Source organism: Stenomitos frigidus ULC18, from assembly GCF_003003795.1.
GTDB classification, from domain to species: Bacteria; Cyanobacteriota; Cyanobacteriia; order Leptolyngbyales; family Leptolyngbyaceae; genus Stenomitos; species Stenomitos frigidus_A.
The window spans coordinates 10796-27027 of sequence record NZ_PVWK01000151.1 but is presented as its reverse complement, the minus strand read 5'-3'; the positions used below and the strand labels follow the sequence as shown (position 1 = coordinate 27027).

Annotated in this window: 18 protein-coding genes; 7 read left to right on the top strand and 11 right to left on the bottom strand. The window is 50.6% G+C overall.

The annotated features are described in order from the left end of the window. Positions 1–263: 263 nt before the first annotated feature. Complete coding sequence (locus C7B82_RS28075; protein ID WP_219904740.1) at positions 264–2231, bottom strand: AAA-like domain-containing protein; 1968 nt, start codon at positions 2229–2231, stop codon at positions 264–266. A gap of 221 nt (positions 2232–2452) precedes the next feature. On the opposite strand from C7B82_RS28075, the gene C7B82_RS28070 reads away from it, so the two are divergent. Both C7B82_RS28070 and C7B82_RS28065 read left to right on the top strand, forming a co-directional pair. Further along, complete coding sequence (locus C7B82_RS28070) at positions 2453–2647, top strand: hypothetical protein (protein WP_106260305.1); 195 nt, start codon at positions 2453–2455, stop codon at positions 2645–2647. Positions 2648–2649: 2 nt separating this feature from the next. Further along, positions 2650–3435 (top strand): helix-turn-helix transcriptional regulator, encoded by a 786-nt coding sequence (locus tag C7B82_RS28065; protein ID WP_146141294.1) that lies wholly within the window; start codon positions 2650–2652, stop codon positions 3433–3435. A gap of 37 nt (positions 3436–3472) precedes the next feature. Here the strand turns inward: C7B82_RS28065 and C7B82_RS28060 are convergent, their stop codons facing one another. From C7B82_RS28060 to C7B82_RS28050, 3 genes are all read right to left on the bottom strand, one after another. Continuing rightward, positions 3473–3799 carry a hypothetical protein gene (locus tag C7B82_RS28060; RefSeq protein ID WP_106260295.1) on the bottom strand — a complete coding sequence of 109 codons (327 nt, stop codon included), beginning with the start codon at positions 3797–3799 and terminating at the stop codon, positions 3473–3475. 408 nt (positions 3800–4207) lie between these two features. Beyond that, positions 4208–5167: an orange carotenoid-binding protein gene (locus C7B82_RS28055; RefSeq protein WP_106260293.1), complete on the bottom strand. Its 960-nt coding sequence runs from the start codon at positions 5165–5167 to the stop codon at positions 4208–4210. A 291-nt stretch (positions 5168–5458) separates the two neighbouring features. Beyond that, positions 5459–6520 (bottom strand): adenylate/guanylate cyclase domain-containing protein, encoded by a 1062-nt coding sequence (locus tag C7B82_RS28050; protein ID WP_245940134.1) that lies wholly within the window; start codon positions 6518–6520, stop codon positions 5459–5461. A gap of 96 nt (positions 6521–6616) precedes the next feature. On the opposite strand from C7B82_RS28050, the gene C7B82_RS34460 reads away from it, so the two are divergent. Both C7B82_RS34460 and C7B82_RS28045 read left to right on the top strand, forming a co-directional pair. Continuing rightward, complete coding sequence (locus tag C7B82_RS34460) at positions 6617–6745, top strand: hypothetical protein (RefSeq protein ID WP_281259057.1); 129 nt, start codon at positions 6617–6619, stop codon at positions 6743–6745. 38 nt (positions 6746–6783) lie between these two features. Further along, a complete protein-coding gene (locus C7B82_RS28045) occupies positions 6784–7005 on the top strand; it encodes a type II toxin-antitoxin system HicB family antitoxin (protein WP_245940133.1) in 222 nt (73 codons plus the stop codon). Between the two features lie 255 nt (positions 7006–7260). On the opposite strand, the gene C7B82_RS28040 is transcribed toward C7B82_RS28045, so the two are convergent. Together C7B82_RS28040 and C7B82_RS28035 are read right to left on the bottom strand one after the other, a co-directional pair. Beyond that, positions 7261–7593, bottom strand: a complete 333-nt coding sequence (locus C7B82_RS28040) for a type II toxin-antitoxin system PemK/MazF family toxin (RefSeq protein WP_106260290.1) — start codon at positions 7591–7593, stop codon at positions 7261–7263. Further along, complete coding sequence (locus C7B82_RS28035; protein WP_106260288.1) at positions 7578–7775, bottom strand: DUF2281 domain-containing protein; 198 nt, start codon at positions 7773–7775, stop codon at positions 7578–7580. Before C7B82_RS28035 ends, C7B82_RS28040 begins: the two co-directional genes overlap by 16 nt. A gap of 162 nt (positions 7776–7937) precedes the next feature. Between C7B82_RS28035 and C7B82_RS34455 the strand changes: the two genes are divergently transcribed. Continuing rightward, positions 7938–8069, top strand: coding sequence for a hypothetical protein (locus C7B82_RS34455; protein ID WP_281259056.1), 132 nt, complete (start codon positions 7938–7940; stop codon positions 8067–8069). 116 nt (positions 8070–8185) lie between these two features. Next, complete coding sequence (locus C7B82_RS28030; protein WP_245940132.1) at positions 8186–9016, top strand: transposase; 831 nt, start codon at positions 8186–8188, stop codon at positions 9014–9016. Positions 9017–9058: 42 nt separating this feature from the next. Here the strand turns inward: C7B82_RS28030 and C7B82_RS33415 are convergent, their stop codons facing one another. Beyond that, a complete protein-coding gene (locus C7B82_RS33415) occupies positions 9059–10693 on the bottom strand; it encodes a caspase, EACC1-associated type (RefSeq protein WP_219904739.1) in 1635 nt (544 codons plus the stop codon). Between the two features lie 405 nt (positions 10694–11098). Between C7B82_RS33415 and C7B82_RS34450 the strand changes: the two genes are divergently transcribed. Then, on the top strand, positions 11099–11221 hold the full coding sequence (locus tag C7B82_RS34450) for a hypothetical protein (protein WP_281259055.1): 123 nt from the start codon (positions 11099–11101) through the stop codon (positions 11219–11221). A 64-nt stretch (positions 11222–11285) separates the two neighbouring features. Here C7B82_RS34450 and C7B82_RS28020 read toward each other — a convergent pair whose 3' ends face one another. From C7B82_RS28020 to C7B82_RS28005, 4 genes are all read right to left on the bottom strand, one after another. Next, positions 11286–11585 carry a HigA family addiction module antitoxin gene (locus C7B82_RS28020; RefSeq protein ID WP_106260302.1) on the bottom strand — a complete coding sequence of 100 codons (300 nt, stop codon included), beginning with the start codon at positions 11583–11585 and terminating at the stop codon, positions 11286–11288. A gap of 141 nt (positions 11586–11726) precedes the next feature. Next, positions 11727–11984 carry a Txe/YoeB family addiction module toxin gene (locus C7B82_RS28015; RefSeq protein WP_106260286.1) on the bottom strand — a complete coding sequence of 86 codons (258 nt, stop codon included), beginning with the start codon at positions 11982–11984 and terminating at the stop codon, positions 11727–11729. Next, the gene (locus C7B82_RS28010; RefSeq protein WP_106260284.1) at positions 11962–12231 is read right to left on the bottom strand and encodes a type II toxin-antitoxin system Phd/YefM family antitoxin; all 270 of its coding nucleotides are present in this window, start codon (positions 12229–12231) and stop codon (positions 11962–11964) included. The genes C7B82_RS28015 and C7B82_RS28010 overlap by 23 nt, the downstream gene beginning before the upstream one ends. A 50-nt stretch (positions 12232–12281) precedes the next feature. Beyond that, positions 12282–15920, bottom strand: coding sequence for a WD40 domain-containing protein (locus tag C7B82_RS28005; RefSeq protein WP_106260282.1), 3639 nt, complete (start codon positions 15918–15920; stop codon positions 12282–12284). Positions 15921–16232 lie beyond the last annotated feature (312 nt).

Below are 16232 nucleotides of genomic sequence, written 5' to 3'. Positions count from 1 at the left end.
GAAACGATTGCGTCGTTGACCGCCTACAATTTCATTCTCGAAGCCCTATTTGGCGCAGCTTCATATTAAAACGGTATAAGCACCCACAACTGACTGTTAACAACTCCTTCAAGGAGATTGCTAGCCAACAAAAGACCCGTAGGGACAGGTTTGATACCAACGCGATCGGCTAGAGGCAAAGGCGCTGGCAAAACCTGCCCTCTACCAAGCGGTACGTTTTTTCTCGGAAAGCACTCAAGTCCATAAGCTGCTGCTTACAAACCCTATGTATCCGGCAGACGATCGCGGAAGTACTGGCGATACAGTTCATAGCGCAACGTTACGTTATTCCCATTGAGATGCACCAATCCCATACTGTGCAGCTTAAAGGCTTGGGAGGTTTCTAAGCGCACAGGCTCAGTCGTGACGACCGTTTTTGCGAGAGCAGCCGCGAGATCTGGGTATTGTTCCAGATTCCATAGATGCCGTCTCAGGTGGTCACTGTAAGGTCCAGAGTCGGTTGGAGCCTGCTGGAGCAATTGCTCTAGCGTCATATCCTGTTTGGCAATATGGTAAAAAGCAACGCGTATCAGATAGGGATGCCCACCGACCAGAGTCATGAGCTGTTGAATTTGGTGCGATCGCCAATTTAAGCCGTGTCGTGTTGCCAGATCCTGCACCTGTTCCGGGCTAAACTCTGGTAAGTCGATCGGCAAGCCAACATTAAACGGCGACTGGTTGTTGTCCAACGGGACGTAGACTTCGGTCGAGTGGACGACCACCAGACGCAGCTTTTGCCAAATGGCGCGGTTCTTCGCTTCCTCGTGCCATGCCCGCAAAAGTCCGAAAAAATCTTCAGCGATGTGGCGATGCTCAAACACACGATCGACTTCATCGAGTCCCAGAATCAAGGGACTATCAATTTCTCGCAGCAGATACTGCTCAAAGTACGCCTTGCAGTTCACTTTGCTGCCAAAAATATCGTCCCAATAATCCTTTAGCTTGGGCGGCAGCTGTAGTCCCTGCCCGACGCTGGCGCAAAACCAGCGTAAGAACTTGTCTAAGTCAGCAAAAATGGCGCGATCGGCCAGCTGAAAACTCAGCGGCAGGGTGATGTAGTTTTGCTGCTCGCCATAGTAAAGAATGCGCGACATCAGCGACGTTTTACCCATTTGTCGTGGCGCTTTAATCCGAATCAAGGCGCCCGGTTTGACGATCGTTTCGTAGCAGCGAGCCTCGATCGGCGATCGTTCGACATAAAACGCTGAAACCAGGTTGACCTGTCCCCACGGCAATTCTGGCTCGGCTACAGGCAGCGGTGGCGCATCAGGGTCATCCACCGCTGTAAAAGGCGTGGGTAGTGCCTGTGTCGCTGATTCAGGTGTCGGCGGTGGTGCTTCTGCCAACAAGGTTTGCAGGGCTTGCAGCAGTAATGGCGTATCAGTAGGCGAGTGCCATTCCCACTCTTGAAAGCCATGCAGATACCCACGCAAATTGTGGTTAAGTGGCACCGTCAGCGAAAAACCAACCCGTACCGGCAACAGAATGGGCTTGTGGTTGGGGCGAGTATCATACGCTTCTCTGGCTCGTCGCACTTCTTCTGTTACCATTTCACTGACGGCTGACTGGGGCGCTAGCAGCAACAAAAAATAATCGCACTGTTCCAGCGCTGCATCAATGTGCCGCAGCCAGTCGGTCGACGATCGGTGACTCTCTTCTAAAATCGCTAGTTGATGCCCTGCCGCCTTTAACGTCGCGTAGAGTTGTTGAGCAAGACCCAGATTCATTGCCTGGTTGCCGTGGCTAATGACGATGCTAGAGCGCTGAGCCCGCTCAGTCGTTGTCTGTCTGCCACCGTTAACTACATCCTGACTGCCAGAGCGAGGTATCCAGGTCAGCTGGGGTGAGGCAACAGGCATGACGCTACCCGTAGCCGATCGCTTGTAGCCTGCCTCTTCCAGCGTGTAAATCACGGTTCTGGAATCAACATCACCTTCTGGCAACCGTAGAAGCGCTTCGACGTAGCGGTAAAGGTCACACAGAGCCACGCGAACCCCACCCACCCCTTTACACAACTCCTTGGCAATTTCTTTGGGACCCATGCCCAAAAGCAAGCCACGCAGATGCTCTTTTTCAGTCGGAGTGAGCTTGCCTCGCTTAGCAGAGGCTAGATCAGCAAAGAGCCGTCCTGTATCCCAAAGCGCCTCAGCTCGCGCAAACGTCTCTTCAGGCTGAATTGAACCAGGTGCCATGAGGGGTGATGAAACTTCTAACGTAACGCCTAACGATCTGGCTAATGATTCCTAACGCTTGTTAGTTCAATGTAATGCAGCTTTTCGACTAACCTTTCTATCTAGAAGGGCAATGACAAACAATGCAACCCCCCGACACCTGAATCATCAGGTCAAGCCGTTTGTCAACGTTACTTTACACATCACTACTTGTGCAACCGTTCTTCGTGGAGATGCTAGGCATGAACTCGATTCATGAAATTGTTCAACAGGTGCTCACCACTGGTTATCTCACCGTGAGTGCTGAAGAGCAGCTACGACGACTTTTAACAACAAAATATGGCAGAGAAGATTTCTATGCCTTTATGAACCTGCAACAAGCAGCGATGACAGGACGAGTCAAGCAAGAATCGCGCGAACTGCGATACGTGAATTGAGCTTGCTGAGATCATCCGAAGCATCACACTCTGACCTGACCCAGGGACGATCGACGAGACGAGGTGGCATTGACCACGATGCGATTGAGCAAACCTATCACTTGTCTGGAGATGCCATGTTGACCCGCGATTACGAAGTCCCCAATTGCTTACCCTACAACAGCCTCTCTCATTCCAGAGATATCAGTCCCACAGCCTCTCTTATGGCAGCGCCTGTACGTGACCTTAACAGTGCTTTAGAGTCCTCTTCATTGCTCAGTGCACTTGTAGAAGCGCTACCAAAAGGGGTAATCGTACTCTCGATCGATCGAGCCATTTTCTACTGGAACCAGAATGCCAGACGGCTTTGTCAGAAACTATCGAGCACTCAGCGCTATGGCACAACACTACCCACGATCGTGAATGAACTCTTTGGGCAGGTTGTAGAAACAGGAGCCGCCTCTGAGCCAGTACTTTTAGAATATGAGACGACAGACTGCTGCTCGTTCCGACTGACGGCGTGTTGGCTGGCGGCAGACATCAGCAATGAGGTGAACCTGGCGCTCACTCAACAGGCCTATGTGCTCATTACGATCGAAGACCGGGATGAAGTGTTGCGACAAGATATCCGGATAGAACAAAAAAAGTTCCAATTGACCAATCGGGAAGCGGAAGTCTGGTTACTGCTGAAGCGGGAATATAGCTATCAGGCGATCGCCACAACGCTCCACATCAGCCTCAACACGGTCAAAACGCATATCCGCAACATTCACGCCAAGCGTCATCCCTACCAGTCGCTTCCAGCTTAAAAGCCAGCGCGATCGGGCTCAAAGGCCTGCCAAAGTCTCACATGTTTGCCAAAGAATTGATCTTGGCAAGCTTGTCTTTACTGAGCCCTTCCAACTCCTGAAGGTGAAGCCAGCCGTCCTTAACAAGGCCAGCAAAAACAAAGGGCAGAGCAGCGTATTGATAGTCGTACTTGCCCTCAACTTGGTGTCGTTTAGCACTCAAGAAATCATGTAACCGCCAGAGATCACTCAATTCCACGAGTGTGCTGGCGTCCGCTCGCACTTGTTTCAGCAAAGCCTCAATTTCTCGCCCATACGCTTGATCAAAAGCTGTTCGGGCTATCGTCTTCTCAGTGTCAGTCCACTCGGCTTCACTTACTTGCATGGCTCAATCTAAAATTTGTGCAGTAGTTAATGGGCTGGATGATGCGGTTGCGCCATATGGCTGAACATTCTCGCTTTCAAGAGCCACCCCGTAGGGACATGGCAATGCCATACCTCTACTGAAATTCGACCTTATTTAGTCTGTATTCCTTGAAAAAGTTCCAGAAAACAGATGCTTCATTCTTTGCTCGTCTCAGATAGGGACGCAAAAGCTTGCATCTCTACAGAGATGACACGTTTTGGCATTGCTGCTTTGTCAGGATGGATGTCGTAGGGGCGCTGTTTCCTAGCTAACCACAAGCTAACATCCCCTACATCAAAAATAGGGATGCTTTGTGCATTCCTGCATCCCTATCTTTAGCAACGCCCACTTTTCAGCGATCGCCTTAATGCGTTGCTCCTGGTTAACCTAGCGAACCAGATTTAAAAGCTCCTTGGGGGAAGCCAACAAATCAATGGCGACAAAGAAGATCTTGCCTTCAGGGTTAAGCAAGAACCGCCAAGCCATATTCATACCCACGGCTGCACCAAACCAGGGAGTTTGAACCTTGCCTGTAACTTTCACTTGAGTGTAGCCATCGTCTGCGGGTTCCGCGACTCCGCGTTCTGGTACCAGGTTAAGGTTCTGGCATTCTTCCCGGAAAAACCGCAGGATAGCATCTGTGCCAACGATCGGGCGCTGGAAAGGAGGCTGCAACGCCCCATCTGCCGCAAAGAGCTTAATCAGTTGCTCAAAGTCATTGGCATTTAAGTTGTTCATGTAGCTCAGCACGGTTGGGTTGTCGAGCCCTTGAATGGTGACTTGAGTCCGCTGAGCGGTCTCTTTCGGCGCGACCACAGGTTCAGAAATTCTGGTGTAGCTGCCTAATTTGCTGACGTCAAACCCCATGTCAACAACAGAGTTTCGCAACACAGTAATCTGTTGGCCTTGATCCAACGTTTTGAGGGTTTCTAGGACAGCGCTGGCGTTGGCAGACAGCTTATAGCCAGTCGGAATGGGCGCAACGGTACCTTGCTCCATCCATTCTCCAAGCTGATTCCAAAAACCGAGCTTAATGTTAGGCGACCAGGTAGCATATGTGCGGCAAAGGGGCGTATCGGCGTGATTTGCTAGATCACACATCACCTGAGTTTGCGCCTCAAAGGTCATTTGCTTAATCTGGTTCAGGGTGCCTTCAGCAAACTGCATACTCGCTGCACCAGGGGCTGCAACGGTAACGGTTTTGCCCATTTCCAGGAACGCGAACCATGTCCACGCCAGTTGATCTTCAGCACTAAGTTGGTTGAACCGTGCAGTCAAAGCAGGTACTGCATCAGCTGATAATGTACCCGGGAAAATACTACGGGCGGAATCAATAGTAATTGCCATATGGAGGGGTGCCTCACTAGGTTTGTAACTGGCTAAAGGCGAAGCAATACGTCTCCGGAGATACAGTTTGCTCCTCAGCTTTAAATTATCACGAAATGTTACATAAATTAAGTGACATGCCTGTTTGACCCAAAAACTCAGCGCCCCCAAAGGCTGTGATGCTCGACACGTAAACACAGCAGTGAACAATTAACTTTTGAGACAAGTGTTAATTTCTTTCTAATCTTTGACACATTTCTTAGCAAACAGGCATAAAGCGGCTGGGCGATCGCTCCAGCCTGAACATAAACTCTAGGCAGCGCCGAACGCATTTTTCAGTGCTTGCCAGAGCTTGTTAATGATGCGCTTCAAATGACCATCGACGTGAGCAATGGGTTCTCTTTGCACTAGGCTCTTGTCTCTGCTTACTCTTACTGGTGGTGCCATGCCAACCACTTCGTAGAGGCAATATTCACCGCTCTTACCTGGAAGCTGGGTCTGAAATTGCTGCTTGACCAAAACCTGATTATCCACCTGTTGATAGGCGTCTTCGGAGATGAGGAACGTGGTGCCGAGTGGCTTGTTCGCGGCTTCGATGCGACTGGCTAAATTCACCGCATCACCGATCGCAGTCATGTTGGGATTTTTTGGATCGCCGATCGTGCCAATAACTGTCCATCCGTAATGCACACCAATGCCGATCCGCAAGCGCTGATTGTAGAACGATTCCAACGATGGATTCATGTCTTCCACCGCTTCCAGCATGTCCAGACCCGCACGAATGGCTTGTTCTACCGCTTTGCCAGGTGGTTGTCCTTCTGCTGGCTCGACCCCAAACAAGGCCATCAACCCATCGCCCATATACACATTAATGGTGCCCCCATAGGAACCGATGACTTGTGCCATGCGCCGAAAGTAGCGATTCAGCACGTAAATGACGTCATAGGGCAACAGCGCTTCTGAAAATGACGTAAAGCCACGAATATCAGCAAACAAGATGGCGATTTCTTTTTCCTGCCCCATAAACCCAGGCGTCAGTTTGCCGATCGCCTGGTCGAAAAACTGCGTCGACTCTTCCACCTCTAACGACAGCCTGCGGACTGAGATTTTGCCGCTACCTGCCAGCTTGGTTTGGCAGGCAAGCCGCACAGAATCAGGAAAACCCAACCGTCGTGCCATCTCTTGTTCAGCGATCGTCTGAGTCCCACAGTGTTCTTGCCCTTCAGTGACCATCACTCGACAGGTGGAGCAACGCGCATTGCCACCGCAAATGTGTGTATGGGGAATGCCTGCCTCTAAGGAGGCATCCAATAACGTAAATGCTTCTCCCGCTTCGACCAGTCGCCCGTCGGGAAGATAGTAAATTTGCAGCATACAGGTCACATCCGATCCACCTGTGAGAATCTACACTAACTCACGGCTCCAGACCGGACAGTCAATGCTGCTAAATCGTAAAGAGAGGGTATCGGGATGAGTGGGGCGATCGCACAAGCAGGCGATGGCGATCGTCTCTTTCCCAAGATTACTGAAACCAAGCCTCTACAGTGGCTCTGTGATGGTTCAACGTCTATGCTCTCTCAATTGTCTACGATAAAATAAGCATCATCCATCAGAAAGCCACAGCGATTATGGAACAAATGGCGACACTCCACATCGAAAAACTCTCTGAAGGACTTTACCTTGCCACATCAGACGATATTCCAGGACTCGTTGCTCAGGGACGCACGATCGAAGAAACGCTAGAAATCGCCCGTGATATTGCCAAAAAACTGCTAGAAGCTCGGCAAGAGCGACAGACCCCTATTCACCTAAACGAAATCGAAGCTGTCTTTGACTATCCTCTAATTGTGGGCATCTAATGGTACGAAGCAGACATCTAACCCGATGACTTTCTCGATCGCTGAATGAGCAAATTTTCACATGAAAGCAAACATCCGCAAGGAAGCGTTAGTGGCGATCTAAGCACTGGTCAGCGGATCGGGCTGTCGATGGCATAGAAAGCCGCAGCGTTTGACGTTTGAAGGTGTGAATAGGGAGTAAGCGGTGCCCACAATACCTGTCTTACAGGTTACTAATTACATCATCTCAGACTTCCTATGTAAGAAACCCTAACGTCACTGTTGCAAGATTGTGATCAGCTTGGCGATGACTTCGTTTGTTCTCTCTGGGGTAAGCTTTCCTGCTTTGTAGGCAATCAGTTGTTCGTTAGCTGTAAACACTCGATTTGACTTGGCGTAGCTGGTTTTGTTGAGGCTTCCAGTTTCAAAGTCGCTTGATTCAATCAGGGTTGTATAGGCATCGTTCGCGGCTTGACTGGTCATCAAGCAAAGGATGAAGTCGTTGCGAGTCAGCGCGGCAAGCACCAGCGCGGGTCGTTTTTTAGCGTTGGTTAAATCTGAAAAGGGAAAGGGAAGCACGACAACATCGCCCTTTACAAATGCTGCCATGCTTCATCCTCTTCAGGCGTTAACCATTCTTCTGCCAGGCTGGATTCGCTTAAAAGGCTAATCTCTTGTTGCTCTTGCTGAAGCTCTTTAGCACGAACGAACAGCAAGAAATCCAGTACTTCTTTTAAGGTGGCACTGGGCGCTTTTTCGATTTCTTGTAGTAGTTGCTCTTTAATATTCATCCTGTCTGGCTCTAGCTCCGCTCTTACTGCCGTTGTCATTTGCGTTCACTATTTCATTAGGATGAGCGCCCTTCGGCTCGATCGCATGTCCGCAAGCAGCGAAGCCTATCCTTCTCTATGGTAGTCTACAGCCTGTGCCTCGTTTTCAGGCTCTGACTGGGAATGCAATGGTTTGGAGGCTCTGCTTCCTCGTTGGGCGATCGCGGCGAGGCGGAGCCTCTGTTGCGATGTTCCCAGCTAGAAGACGGGAACAAGAATATTGAGGAAGCGCGATCGCTCAGCCGTACACCATAGATCTCGTTTCCAAGCTCTGCCTTTGTAGCGCGATCGCAACAGAAAGCCCTGTAGAGATGAATTTACTCTGGAAATGCACTATAGGTTGAGGCATTACGTTTGCTTGAGGTACGCCTATGCCTCGTCTTCCACGCAGCCTTCAACCTGGTTTCTGCTATCACATTACCGTTCGCTGCAACAATCGGGAATTTCGCCTGGTTCGCTTTGAGTGTCGTAAAGTGTTGCTCTATGCCATGCAAAAAGCAATTGACAAGTATGGATTTAAGCTCTACGCGCTCTGCCTCATGAGCAACCATGTTCATTATTTACTGGAACCCAAGCAACCTCAGGATTTACCCAAAATCATGCACTGGCTCAATTGGTATACTGCCATGTGCTTTAACAAATTACTGAACCGTACAGGGCATTTCTGGGAAAAGCGTTATCACAGCACTGGTTTTTTGACGAGTGATAAACGCAGAGCGCTTAATACGTTGCGCTACATTCACGGCAACCCAAAGGCTGCCAATATGCAGACGGGCTGGTTTTACGACTACAGCAACTATGGCACGTATGACCGCTTGACCAATGACGGCATGACTCAATGGCATCCAGCATTTTTAGCACTGGGAACCATGTTAGAAGCTTGTGCTGCTGCCTATCGTAAGTTCTGTAAGCAATATCGACCACAGCCGAAGCCAGAGAAGAAACATCGCTGGGGCAGTAAACTCTTAGCCCGCATGAAGCTAGAACGTCAGCCGCAGAAACGATCGCCGGGACAGATGCATCTATGGAATGACTGGGAGATACCAGATGAAATCCACCAAGTAGCCGCAAAATTTGTGCTAGCGAACTGTTACGACCCAAAAATGGCAGGTGTTCAGTTTGACGACCTGGTAAGAAGCAATGAGGTGAGAGGCGATGCCCGGTGCCAGGTAACGGAAGCCCGAAACGCTGACTCCTCGTAGAAAAAGGCGGCTGCAATAAACTTTAAAAAACAGCCAGAAAGCCTAGAGGTTACACTTTACAAGTCTGGACGCGAGAGAAGAGACCTCACCCAACACCCACATACCAAAAATTCCAACACCAGGCCCAAAGTTCGGCAATAAGGGTAAGTGTCCCTGCTGGGAGGTGGTGTCAAATGTTACTTCGGAGTAGTTGATCCAGGTATTTTCCACTCTCCAGCCAACGCGATCGCCAAATTTTTTCCATACTTTTTCATCATAGCTGCCATCGAGGTTGCCGCCGCAGTCCAGATAGATTTGCTTTTGCACACTAAAGCCAAAGTGCCCATTGCTGTACTTGACCCAGAGTTGGTCAATGGTGCGGAGGTCTGTGCAGGGAAAGTTTTTGATCTCTGTTTCCCGAATCCAATCGCCGTCAGTGCGTCCCACGATCTGAAGCATGACTAAATAGGTCTCACGGTCTGCGTCTTTCCACTGGTTTGCTTTAAGCAAGTCTCGCAGTTTGGTGTAGTTAATGCCTTTGTCGGAGCTGAGGTCGTCGGAGGCGAGGGGTGGGAGTCGGGAGTCGGGAGTCGGGAGTCGGGTGGAGGGAGATGGAATGTCTTGGGTGAGGACAGGGGAATCAATGTTGGATGCAGTGGGGATGGGCGGGATGTCTTCGTCGCGTAGCTTCAGCAACTGCTGGTAACGCTTTAGTTCCGCGCTGGTTTCAGGGCTGAGTGTGCCGCGTTCTGCCTCCAGTGCTTCTGCAAGCGCCTGGGTAAATTCCTCCCGGTTGTGCTCATATTCTCGGAAGGGTTCTAAGACTGTCGCTTCAATGGTGCTGGCATTGGCTTCGGTCAGCTTCAGCTCACGTCGCCACCGTTGCAAGATTCTGCGTCCCACCACTGAGATTCGACCGTTGCGGACGCAGTTTTCGACTTGCTTGCGGTATTCCAGTGTCGGGTCGCCCAGCGGTGCTTTTGCCAGTTGGATGGTGTAGCCTTCCTTCACCGCATAGATTTCTGGCTTCATCGCGGGGGCAGCTTCCTGCACTTTGCGCTGGGCGTAGGTGTGCAGTTCGTCTACGGTGATGCGTCCGTCATTGTCGGTGTCAGCGGCTCCGGTTTGGATACCTTCTACGAGAAAGCGGGTGTAGATGGACAGGTCTTCGTCCGTTTGGGCAAAGGCATATTGGGTGGCAGTGGAGGCAGTCAACACGACGCGACCTTCGCCGCCTAATTGTGCTTTGACATCAACGGAGGCATCGTCTTTGGCGGTCATACCTGTGGCAAAGGCACCGCTAAAGCAACAGTCGAGAATCACCACCTGTCGTCGGGATCTGGAACTGGACATGACATCATGCACAAAGCTGGCGGCAACGGCCGTGGTTCGCAGGCGGTCTTTCTGTGTGATGCAGGTTGCCAGCGAGAATTTGCCTGTGTCGTCTTTGATGCCGTGACCAGAGAAGTAGAGTAAGACGAGATCATCTTTCTGCCGATCGCGAAACAGGGTATCGATCGCGTCTTCCAGCTCGGTGCGATCGGGGTTCTCCAGCAGACGCACGTCATCAAACCCACCTCTTTCAGCATCGTTCAGGACGGATTGGACGGCGTTGATATCTCTGATGGCGGCTGGCAGGTTGGCGAGGGCAACATCGGCAAATTCGCTCACCCCAATTAGCAATGCCACTTTAACCATGCTGTGCTCTCACTACCGCCAATCACTGGAACGATCGATGCTTTCAGCATAACCGCAAATGTTTTGGCTGGCTGTGACTTCGATGGGGTGAAGGGAGGGAGCGATCGTGCTGCAAACCGAAACGATCACACTCCAAACAGGAACGTTTCTAATTGAAACAGGAATGTTCTCACGGCAAATAGGAGCGATCGCATTTTAAACAGGAACGATGCCGTTTCAGATCGGAATGTTCTCACTGTAAACAGGACTCTTCCGACTGCAAACAGGACTTGTCGCCTTGCAAATCGAAATCGCCGCTCTTGAAACAGGAACGCTCTCACTCTGAACAAGAACCGTTTTGTTTGGAACAGGAACGATGCCGTCGGAATGCGATGCGATCGCACTGCAAACAGGACTGTTCTCACTTTGAATAAAAATAGTTCCGATTCAACTGCACTCAAGGCTTACAGCGAGGTGTTTTGTGCCTCTGTGAGTCCGGTTGCGCCTGTAATGGCTATGCCTTCGGAGGGGCGATCGCGCACTGGCTAGTTTTTTGTCCGTTGCCAACCTTAACGACGAAGACTCTGCAGACACGCAAGTAAGCGCGATCGCCTCACACCGTATGAGGACGGATTTTCTCCAGTTCCTGCGCCTCGTCCTGTTGAGCATGATAGAGATCCCAGCGCAGTTGCAGCGCCATCCAGAAATCAGCAGAAACCTCGAAAAACTTAGCCAGCCGCAATGCCGTACTGGGTGTCATGCCGCGCTTACCCTTGACCAGTTCGTTCACCCGTTGATAAGGCACATGGATAGCATCAGCTAACTCTCGTTGCGTTAATCCCATCGGCAGCAAAAATTCCTCCAGTAGCATTTCCCCTGGATGGGTTGGCGATCGGTGGGTTGGTACTCTCATAGTGTCGTCCTGTTTGTTAGCCGTGATAGCCCACAATTTCAACTGCATCAGGTTCTACACCCGTCCAAACAAAACATATCGATTAATTCCGGTTCCAAGCCACACGAACAAGCAAGTAAGCGCGATCGTGCTCCACTCAGATCATTCATAATGTGACCAACCAGAAACGACCCTGATGGTTTTTGCTTCGTCGTCCACCGCATAAACCAGACGATGCTTGATATTAATCCGTCGTGAACTGTACTCCTGAAGATTACCGGAAAGCTTCTCATACGGTGGTTCGTAGGGGTTTTGCTTGAGAAGCGCCAGTAGACTGCTGAGATTTGTCTCTAAATTCGCAGAGCGTAGTTTTTTCGCATCCTTCAGAACTTGACGACTAAACTGAATCGTCCACGCCATGCAAATGCTCCAACAACGCCTCCTCTGACACCCAATCATCTGCCTGCTCAGCCGCTCTCACGGCTTGCACCAAACCAGGCACCGATTGCAAATAAATGGTCTCCTGCAAACTATCCCAATCGGCTTTCGACAGCAAAACGGCATTGCCCTTTCTGCTGGTAATTTCTCGTGGCAAATGGTCTTGATTGACTTGCTCAACCAGGCTAAATAACTTTGCTCTCGCTTCGCTGGCACTCAGAATTTCCATCGCAAACCCGATCGTGTACGACTTATTGTACTATATCGAGCACGATCGCCCTACTTCTCCAATTCCACCGCACCCAACGCCTTCAGCGAAGACTTTTGGGCTTCTGTGAGTCCGGTTGCGCCTGTTATATCCATGCCTTCGTAGATGCGATCGAACTTGAGTTGGCGTAACCGACTGCACTTTTGCACATCCCACAGTTGCACCGACCCATCTTCACTGCCGCTGACTAGCAGTGTGCCATCGGGGTTAAACGCAAGGGCACGAATAGCGGCGGTATGTCCCCAGCGCAGGGTGTCTAGACAGGTTCCCATACCCATGTTCCAGAGTTTTACAGTGGCATCACCGCTACCACTGGCAAGGGTGTGTCCATCCGGGCTAAAGGCGATCGTATAAATTTGCTTGGTGTGTCCCTTGAACGTCTTGAGACCTTTGCCCGTGCTCACATCCCACAGCTTGATGGTTTGATCTTCGCTGCCACTGGCAAGGGTTTGTCCATCGGGGCTGAAGGCAACCGACCAGACAATCTCTTCGTGGTCTGCCAGCGTTGTGAGGCACTGTCCAGTTGCCACATCCCAGAGCTTCACTTTACTATCGGCGCTACCGCTGGCGAGGGTTTTTCCATCGGGGCTAAATGCCACTGTCCAGACCCAGTGGGTATGCCCTTCCAGCGTCTTGAGGCATTGCCCCGTGCTCACATCCCACAGGCGAATTGTGCGGTCTTCACTGCTGCTGGCAAGGAAGCGCCCATCGGGGCTAAAGGTGACTGTCCAGACCCAATTGGTATGCCCTTCTAGCGTTTTGCAGCCAGAACGATGGCGATCGTCTTGCAGATCCCATAGCCGGATGGTGTAATCGCTACCACCCGTTGCCAGAATCGGTTCGCATGGACTGAAGGCGATCGATCGCAATCGTCCTTTGCTTTTGGGGTCTTGCAACTTGTCGCGCTTCTCTTGATAGACATCCCAGAGCCGCACAATATTGTCATCGCCACCACTGGCAACCATTTGCCCATCCGCACTAAAAGCGACCGCATACACACCGCGCGAATACCCCTGCAAGACATTGAGGAGTTTACCGTTCGTCGCATCCCATAGTCTGACAGCCTGGTCATCGCTGCTGCTCAACAGCGTACGCCCGTCGGGGCTAAAGGAAATTGACCAGACCTGGCTAATGTGCCCTGTCAACGTTTTCAGGCATTCGCTGGTGCGGATATTCCAGAGTTTGATGGTGCGGTCTTCGCCGCAACTCGCCAGAGTTCTACCATCCGGGCTAAAGCGCACGGCATATACCTTTTTGCTGTGGCCTTTTAGCGTTTCAAAGCACTGTCCAATCTGCACATCCCAGAGCTTCACCGTTTGATCTTCGCTGCTGCTGGCAAGCAGTTGTCCGTTGGGGCTAAAGCGGACGGAGTAGACCTGGCTAGTATGCCCAATCAGCGTTTTCAGGCAGTTTCCCTCGCTGTCCCACAGCTTAATCGTGCCGTCTGCACTGCTGCTCACCAGGAGTCGTGGATCGATCGGGTTAAACGCCACTGACCAAACCCAATCAGTATGTTCTTTCAGCGTTGCGAGGCATTCGCCGCTATTGGCGTCCCAAAGTTTGATGGTTTGATCTTCACTGCAACTGGCGATCGTTTTCCCATCTGGGCTAAAAGCAACACTATAAACTTTGTTTGTGTGCTCTTTCAGCGTCCGCAAATAGGCACCTGTGTTGACATCCCAGATTTTAATGGTGTAGTCGGCACTGCCGCTCACCAACAGTTTGCTATCGGGGCTAAAGGCGAGTGCCCATACCCACGCGGTATGTCCTTTGTAAAGCTGGATCTGTTTGTTGTCGGCTGCCTGCCAAAGCCGAATTTCACCATCACCAACGCCTGTCGCGAAGAATTTGCCATCGGGGCTATATTGTACGGAAACCAGACTGGCTAGCCCTAGTATTTCCGCGAAGACCGAGCCACTCAAGTCGGCGTTGGTAAAGTTGGTGTCCTGGAGCTTGACGCTTCTCAAGTAGGCGCGCCAGATCGTCAGTGAGGAGAAATCGCGCCCACTGAGATCTGCCTGTAGGGTACTGCTTTGAAGCTGACAGAGCAAATTAATGAGATTACCGATCGCATAGCTTTTTTTCGTAAACGACTGGCCACGTAGCCGATCGAAGCTGCGGCGAATATGGGCTTCCAGATCCGTGTCATACACATCAAGGAGTTTCGTCTTAATCGGTTCTAGAATCTCTTTTTGCTGAGCTTTGCGGATGTGGTCTAGTGCTTCTGCTTTAACGAGAGCATAGCTGTTTAAAGACCGTAGCTTTTTCCAGCTAAACACTGCCTCATCCGGTTGTTCTAACAGTTGCTCAATTTCAGTCGTAATTTGTTCCACTAACTGTTCGGTCATGTACTCCATAATGACAGGCAGTTGACCGAGCTTACCTGACTCAGACTTCCCAGTGATCAGCGATCGACGCAGCAGTGATTCCACCGCTTCGAGCAAGCGCATGGATGATTCGGGAATGGGAATATCGTTCCTCAAGTCTGCCAATGAAACCGGGTCTCGATTGATGGCTAACCAATACATGACTCGTTTTTCCAAATTCGATAACCGCTCAAACTGTTGATCTAAAAGGGTACGGATATCGCCATAAACCGCCGTTTCTTGTTTAATTTGAGCTAGAAAGTCCGCGATCGTATTATTAAAAAGGTTATAAATCGTAGTGGCAACAATTTTAAGCGCTAAGGGGTTGCCAGAATAGCGTTCTACCAGCTCACTGAGTTCGGCATCAGAGCCACCCAAGCCTTTATCTTTAAGGATTAAACGTGCTTCTGCCTGGTTCAGTCCATCCAGTTGCAATACCTTTACTGGAAGATTTTTGCCTTCTAAAGCGGCGGCATCTTTAGGCTTTTCGCGGCTCGTCAGAAGGAGACAGCTCTGATGTGCAGTTTCGCCCAACTTTTTAAACAGGTAGCCATACAGTTCATAGCCATCTTTGTATTCGCCTGCACGCTCGTAATCTTTGCCTTCCCCACTGCGCAAAATTGATTCCACATTATCGAGAATGATCAGGCAGCGATGGTCTCGCAGTACCTGAAGTAAGCGCACTAGGCGGCTGTTCTCGTCGTCGGGTAAATCTGTTTCGGAACCCGGTAGAAACTTGAGCAGTTCTGCCAAGATATCGTTCAGGGTCGGCGCGTTGCGGAGCGATCGCCAGATTAAGTATTCAAATTGATCCTGCACTTGCTGGGCAATGCGGGCAGCCAGAGTCGTCTTACCAATGCCACCGATACCCAATACCGCCACCAAGCGACAACGGTTGGCAGCGCGATCGCGTCCCACCGCATCACCAACAATCCAATCTTCAAGTTCGGCAAGCTGCACTTCACGTCCACAAAAATCAACCACATCAACCGCCTCTCCCCAGTCATAGTTGGGTTTACCGGCATCGGGCTGATGCGACTGATACTCCTCCAGCAGTTTCTGCTTCAGGTAAGTGAGCTTTTTGTTACCGCCGACATCAACGTGAAATTTTTTGTAGCTCTCGCCCAAGCGTTTGCGGACTGCCGCCTCACTGATCGCTAACGTCTTCGCAATCTCAGCACCGGGGTGATCGTTCAACGCCAGCAAGAGAGCCTCAAGCTCTGTGCGGGTGACACCATTCCTGGTTGCCATCTCAGTGACGAAGCTATCAGGGATAGTGGACATAAAACCGTACACTCCTTGGACACACGCTATATGACAGTTATCAATATGTGAGTTGATTGTTTATAGCATGAACGATCGATGTCACCCCCACTCCTTTAAGGGCTTTATCATTCTCTTGCTATTACCGCTGTCATCTTCACGTTACCCACACACACTAAACCAAACACCCTTTTTATATGTCGTATGGTGCATCAATTCTGCATAGATGCCTACAAAAATCGCCTACTCTAACAGCCGTCATCTGAAGTAGCAGCACCTCTCACTTCATGTGAGAATCTAGCGCCAACAATATCCCTTGAGTCAGTAATTGGC

Excerpts from the sequence above, each read along its gene's own strand:
- C7B82_RS28075 (WP_219904740.1), bottom strand. The coding sequence starts at position 2,231 with ATGGCACCTGGTTCAATTCAGCCTGAAGAGACGTTTGCGCGAGCTGAG.
- C7B82_RS28070 (WP_106260305.1), top strand. The coding sequence starts at position 2,453 with ATGAACTCGATTCATGAAATTGTTCAACAGGTGCTCACCACTGGTTAT.
- C7B82_RS28060 (WP_106260295.1), bottom strand. The coding sequence starts at position 3,799 with ATGCAAGTAAGTGAAGCCGAGTGGACTGACACTGAGAAGACGATAGCC.
- C7B82_RS28055 (WP_106260293.1), bottom strand. The coding sequence starts at position 5,167 with ATGGCAATTACTATTGATTCCGCCCGTAGTATTTTCCCGGGTACATTA.
- C7B82_RS28050 (WP_245940134.1), bottom strand. The coding sequence starts at position 6,520 with ATGCTGCAAATTTACTATCTTCCCGACGGGCGACTGGTCGAAGCGGGA.
- C7B82_RS34460 (WP_281259057.1), top strand. The coding sequence starts at position 6,617 with ATGAGTGGGGCGATCGCACAAGCAGGCGATGGCGATCGTCTCTTTCCC.
- C7B82_RS28045 (WP_245940133.1), top strand. The coding sequence starts at position 6,784 with ATGGCGACACTCCACATCGAAAAACTCTCTGAAGGACTTTACCTTGCC.
- C7B82_RS28040 (WP_106260290.1), bottom strand. The coding sequence starts at position 7,593 with ATGGCAGCATTTGTAAAGGGCGATGTTGTCGTGCTTCCCTTTCCCTTT.
- C7B82_RS28035 (WP_106260288.1), bottom strand. The coding sequence starts at position 7,775 with ATGAATATTAAAGAGCAACTACTACAAGAAATCGAAAAAGCGCCCAGT.
- C7B82_RS34455 (WP_281259056.1), top strand. The coding sequence starts at position 7,938 with ATGCAATGGTTTGGAGGCTCTGCTTCCTCGTTGGGCGATCGCGGCGAG.
- C7B82_RS28030 (WP_245940132.1), top strand. The coding sequence starts at position 8,186 with ATGCCTCGTCTTCCACGCAGCCTTCAACCTGGTTTCTGCTATCACATT.
- C7B82_RS33415 (WP_219904739.1), bottom strand. The coding sequence starts at position 10,693 with ATGGTTAAAGTGGCATTGCTAATTGGGGTGAGCGAATTTGCCGATGTT.
- C7B82_RS28020 (WP_106260302.1), bottom strand. The coding sequence starts at position 11,585 with ATGAGAGTACCAACCCACCGATCGCCAACCCATCCAGGGGAAATGCTA.
- C7B82_RS28015 (WP_106260286.1), bottom strand. The coding sequence starts at position 11,984 with ATGGCGTGGACGATTCAGTTTAGTCGTCAAGTTCTGAAGGATGCGAAA.
- C7B82_RS28010 (WP_106260284.1), bottom strand. The coding sequence starts at position 12,231 with ATGGAAATTCTGAGTGCCAGCGAAGCGAGAGCAAAGTTATTTAGCCTG.
- C7B82_RS28005 (WP_106260282.1), bottom strand. The coding sequence starts at position 15,920 with ATGTCCACTATCCCTGATAGCTTCGTCACTGAGATGGCAACCAGGAAT.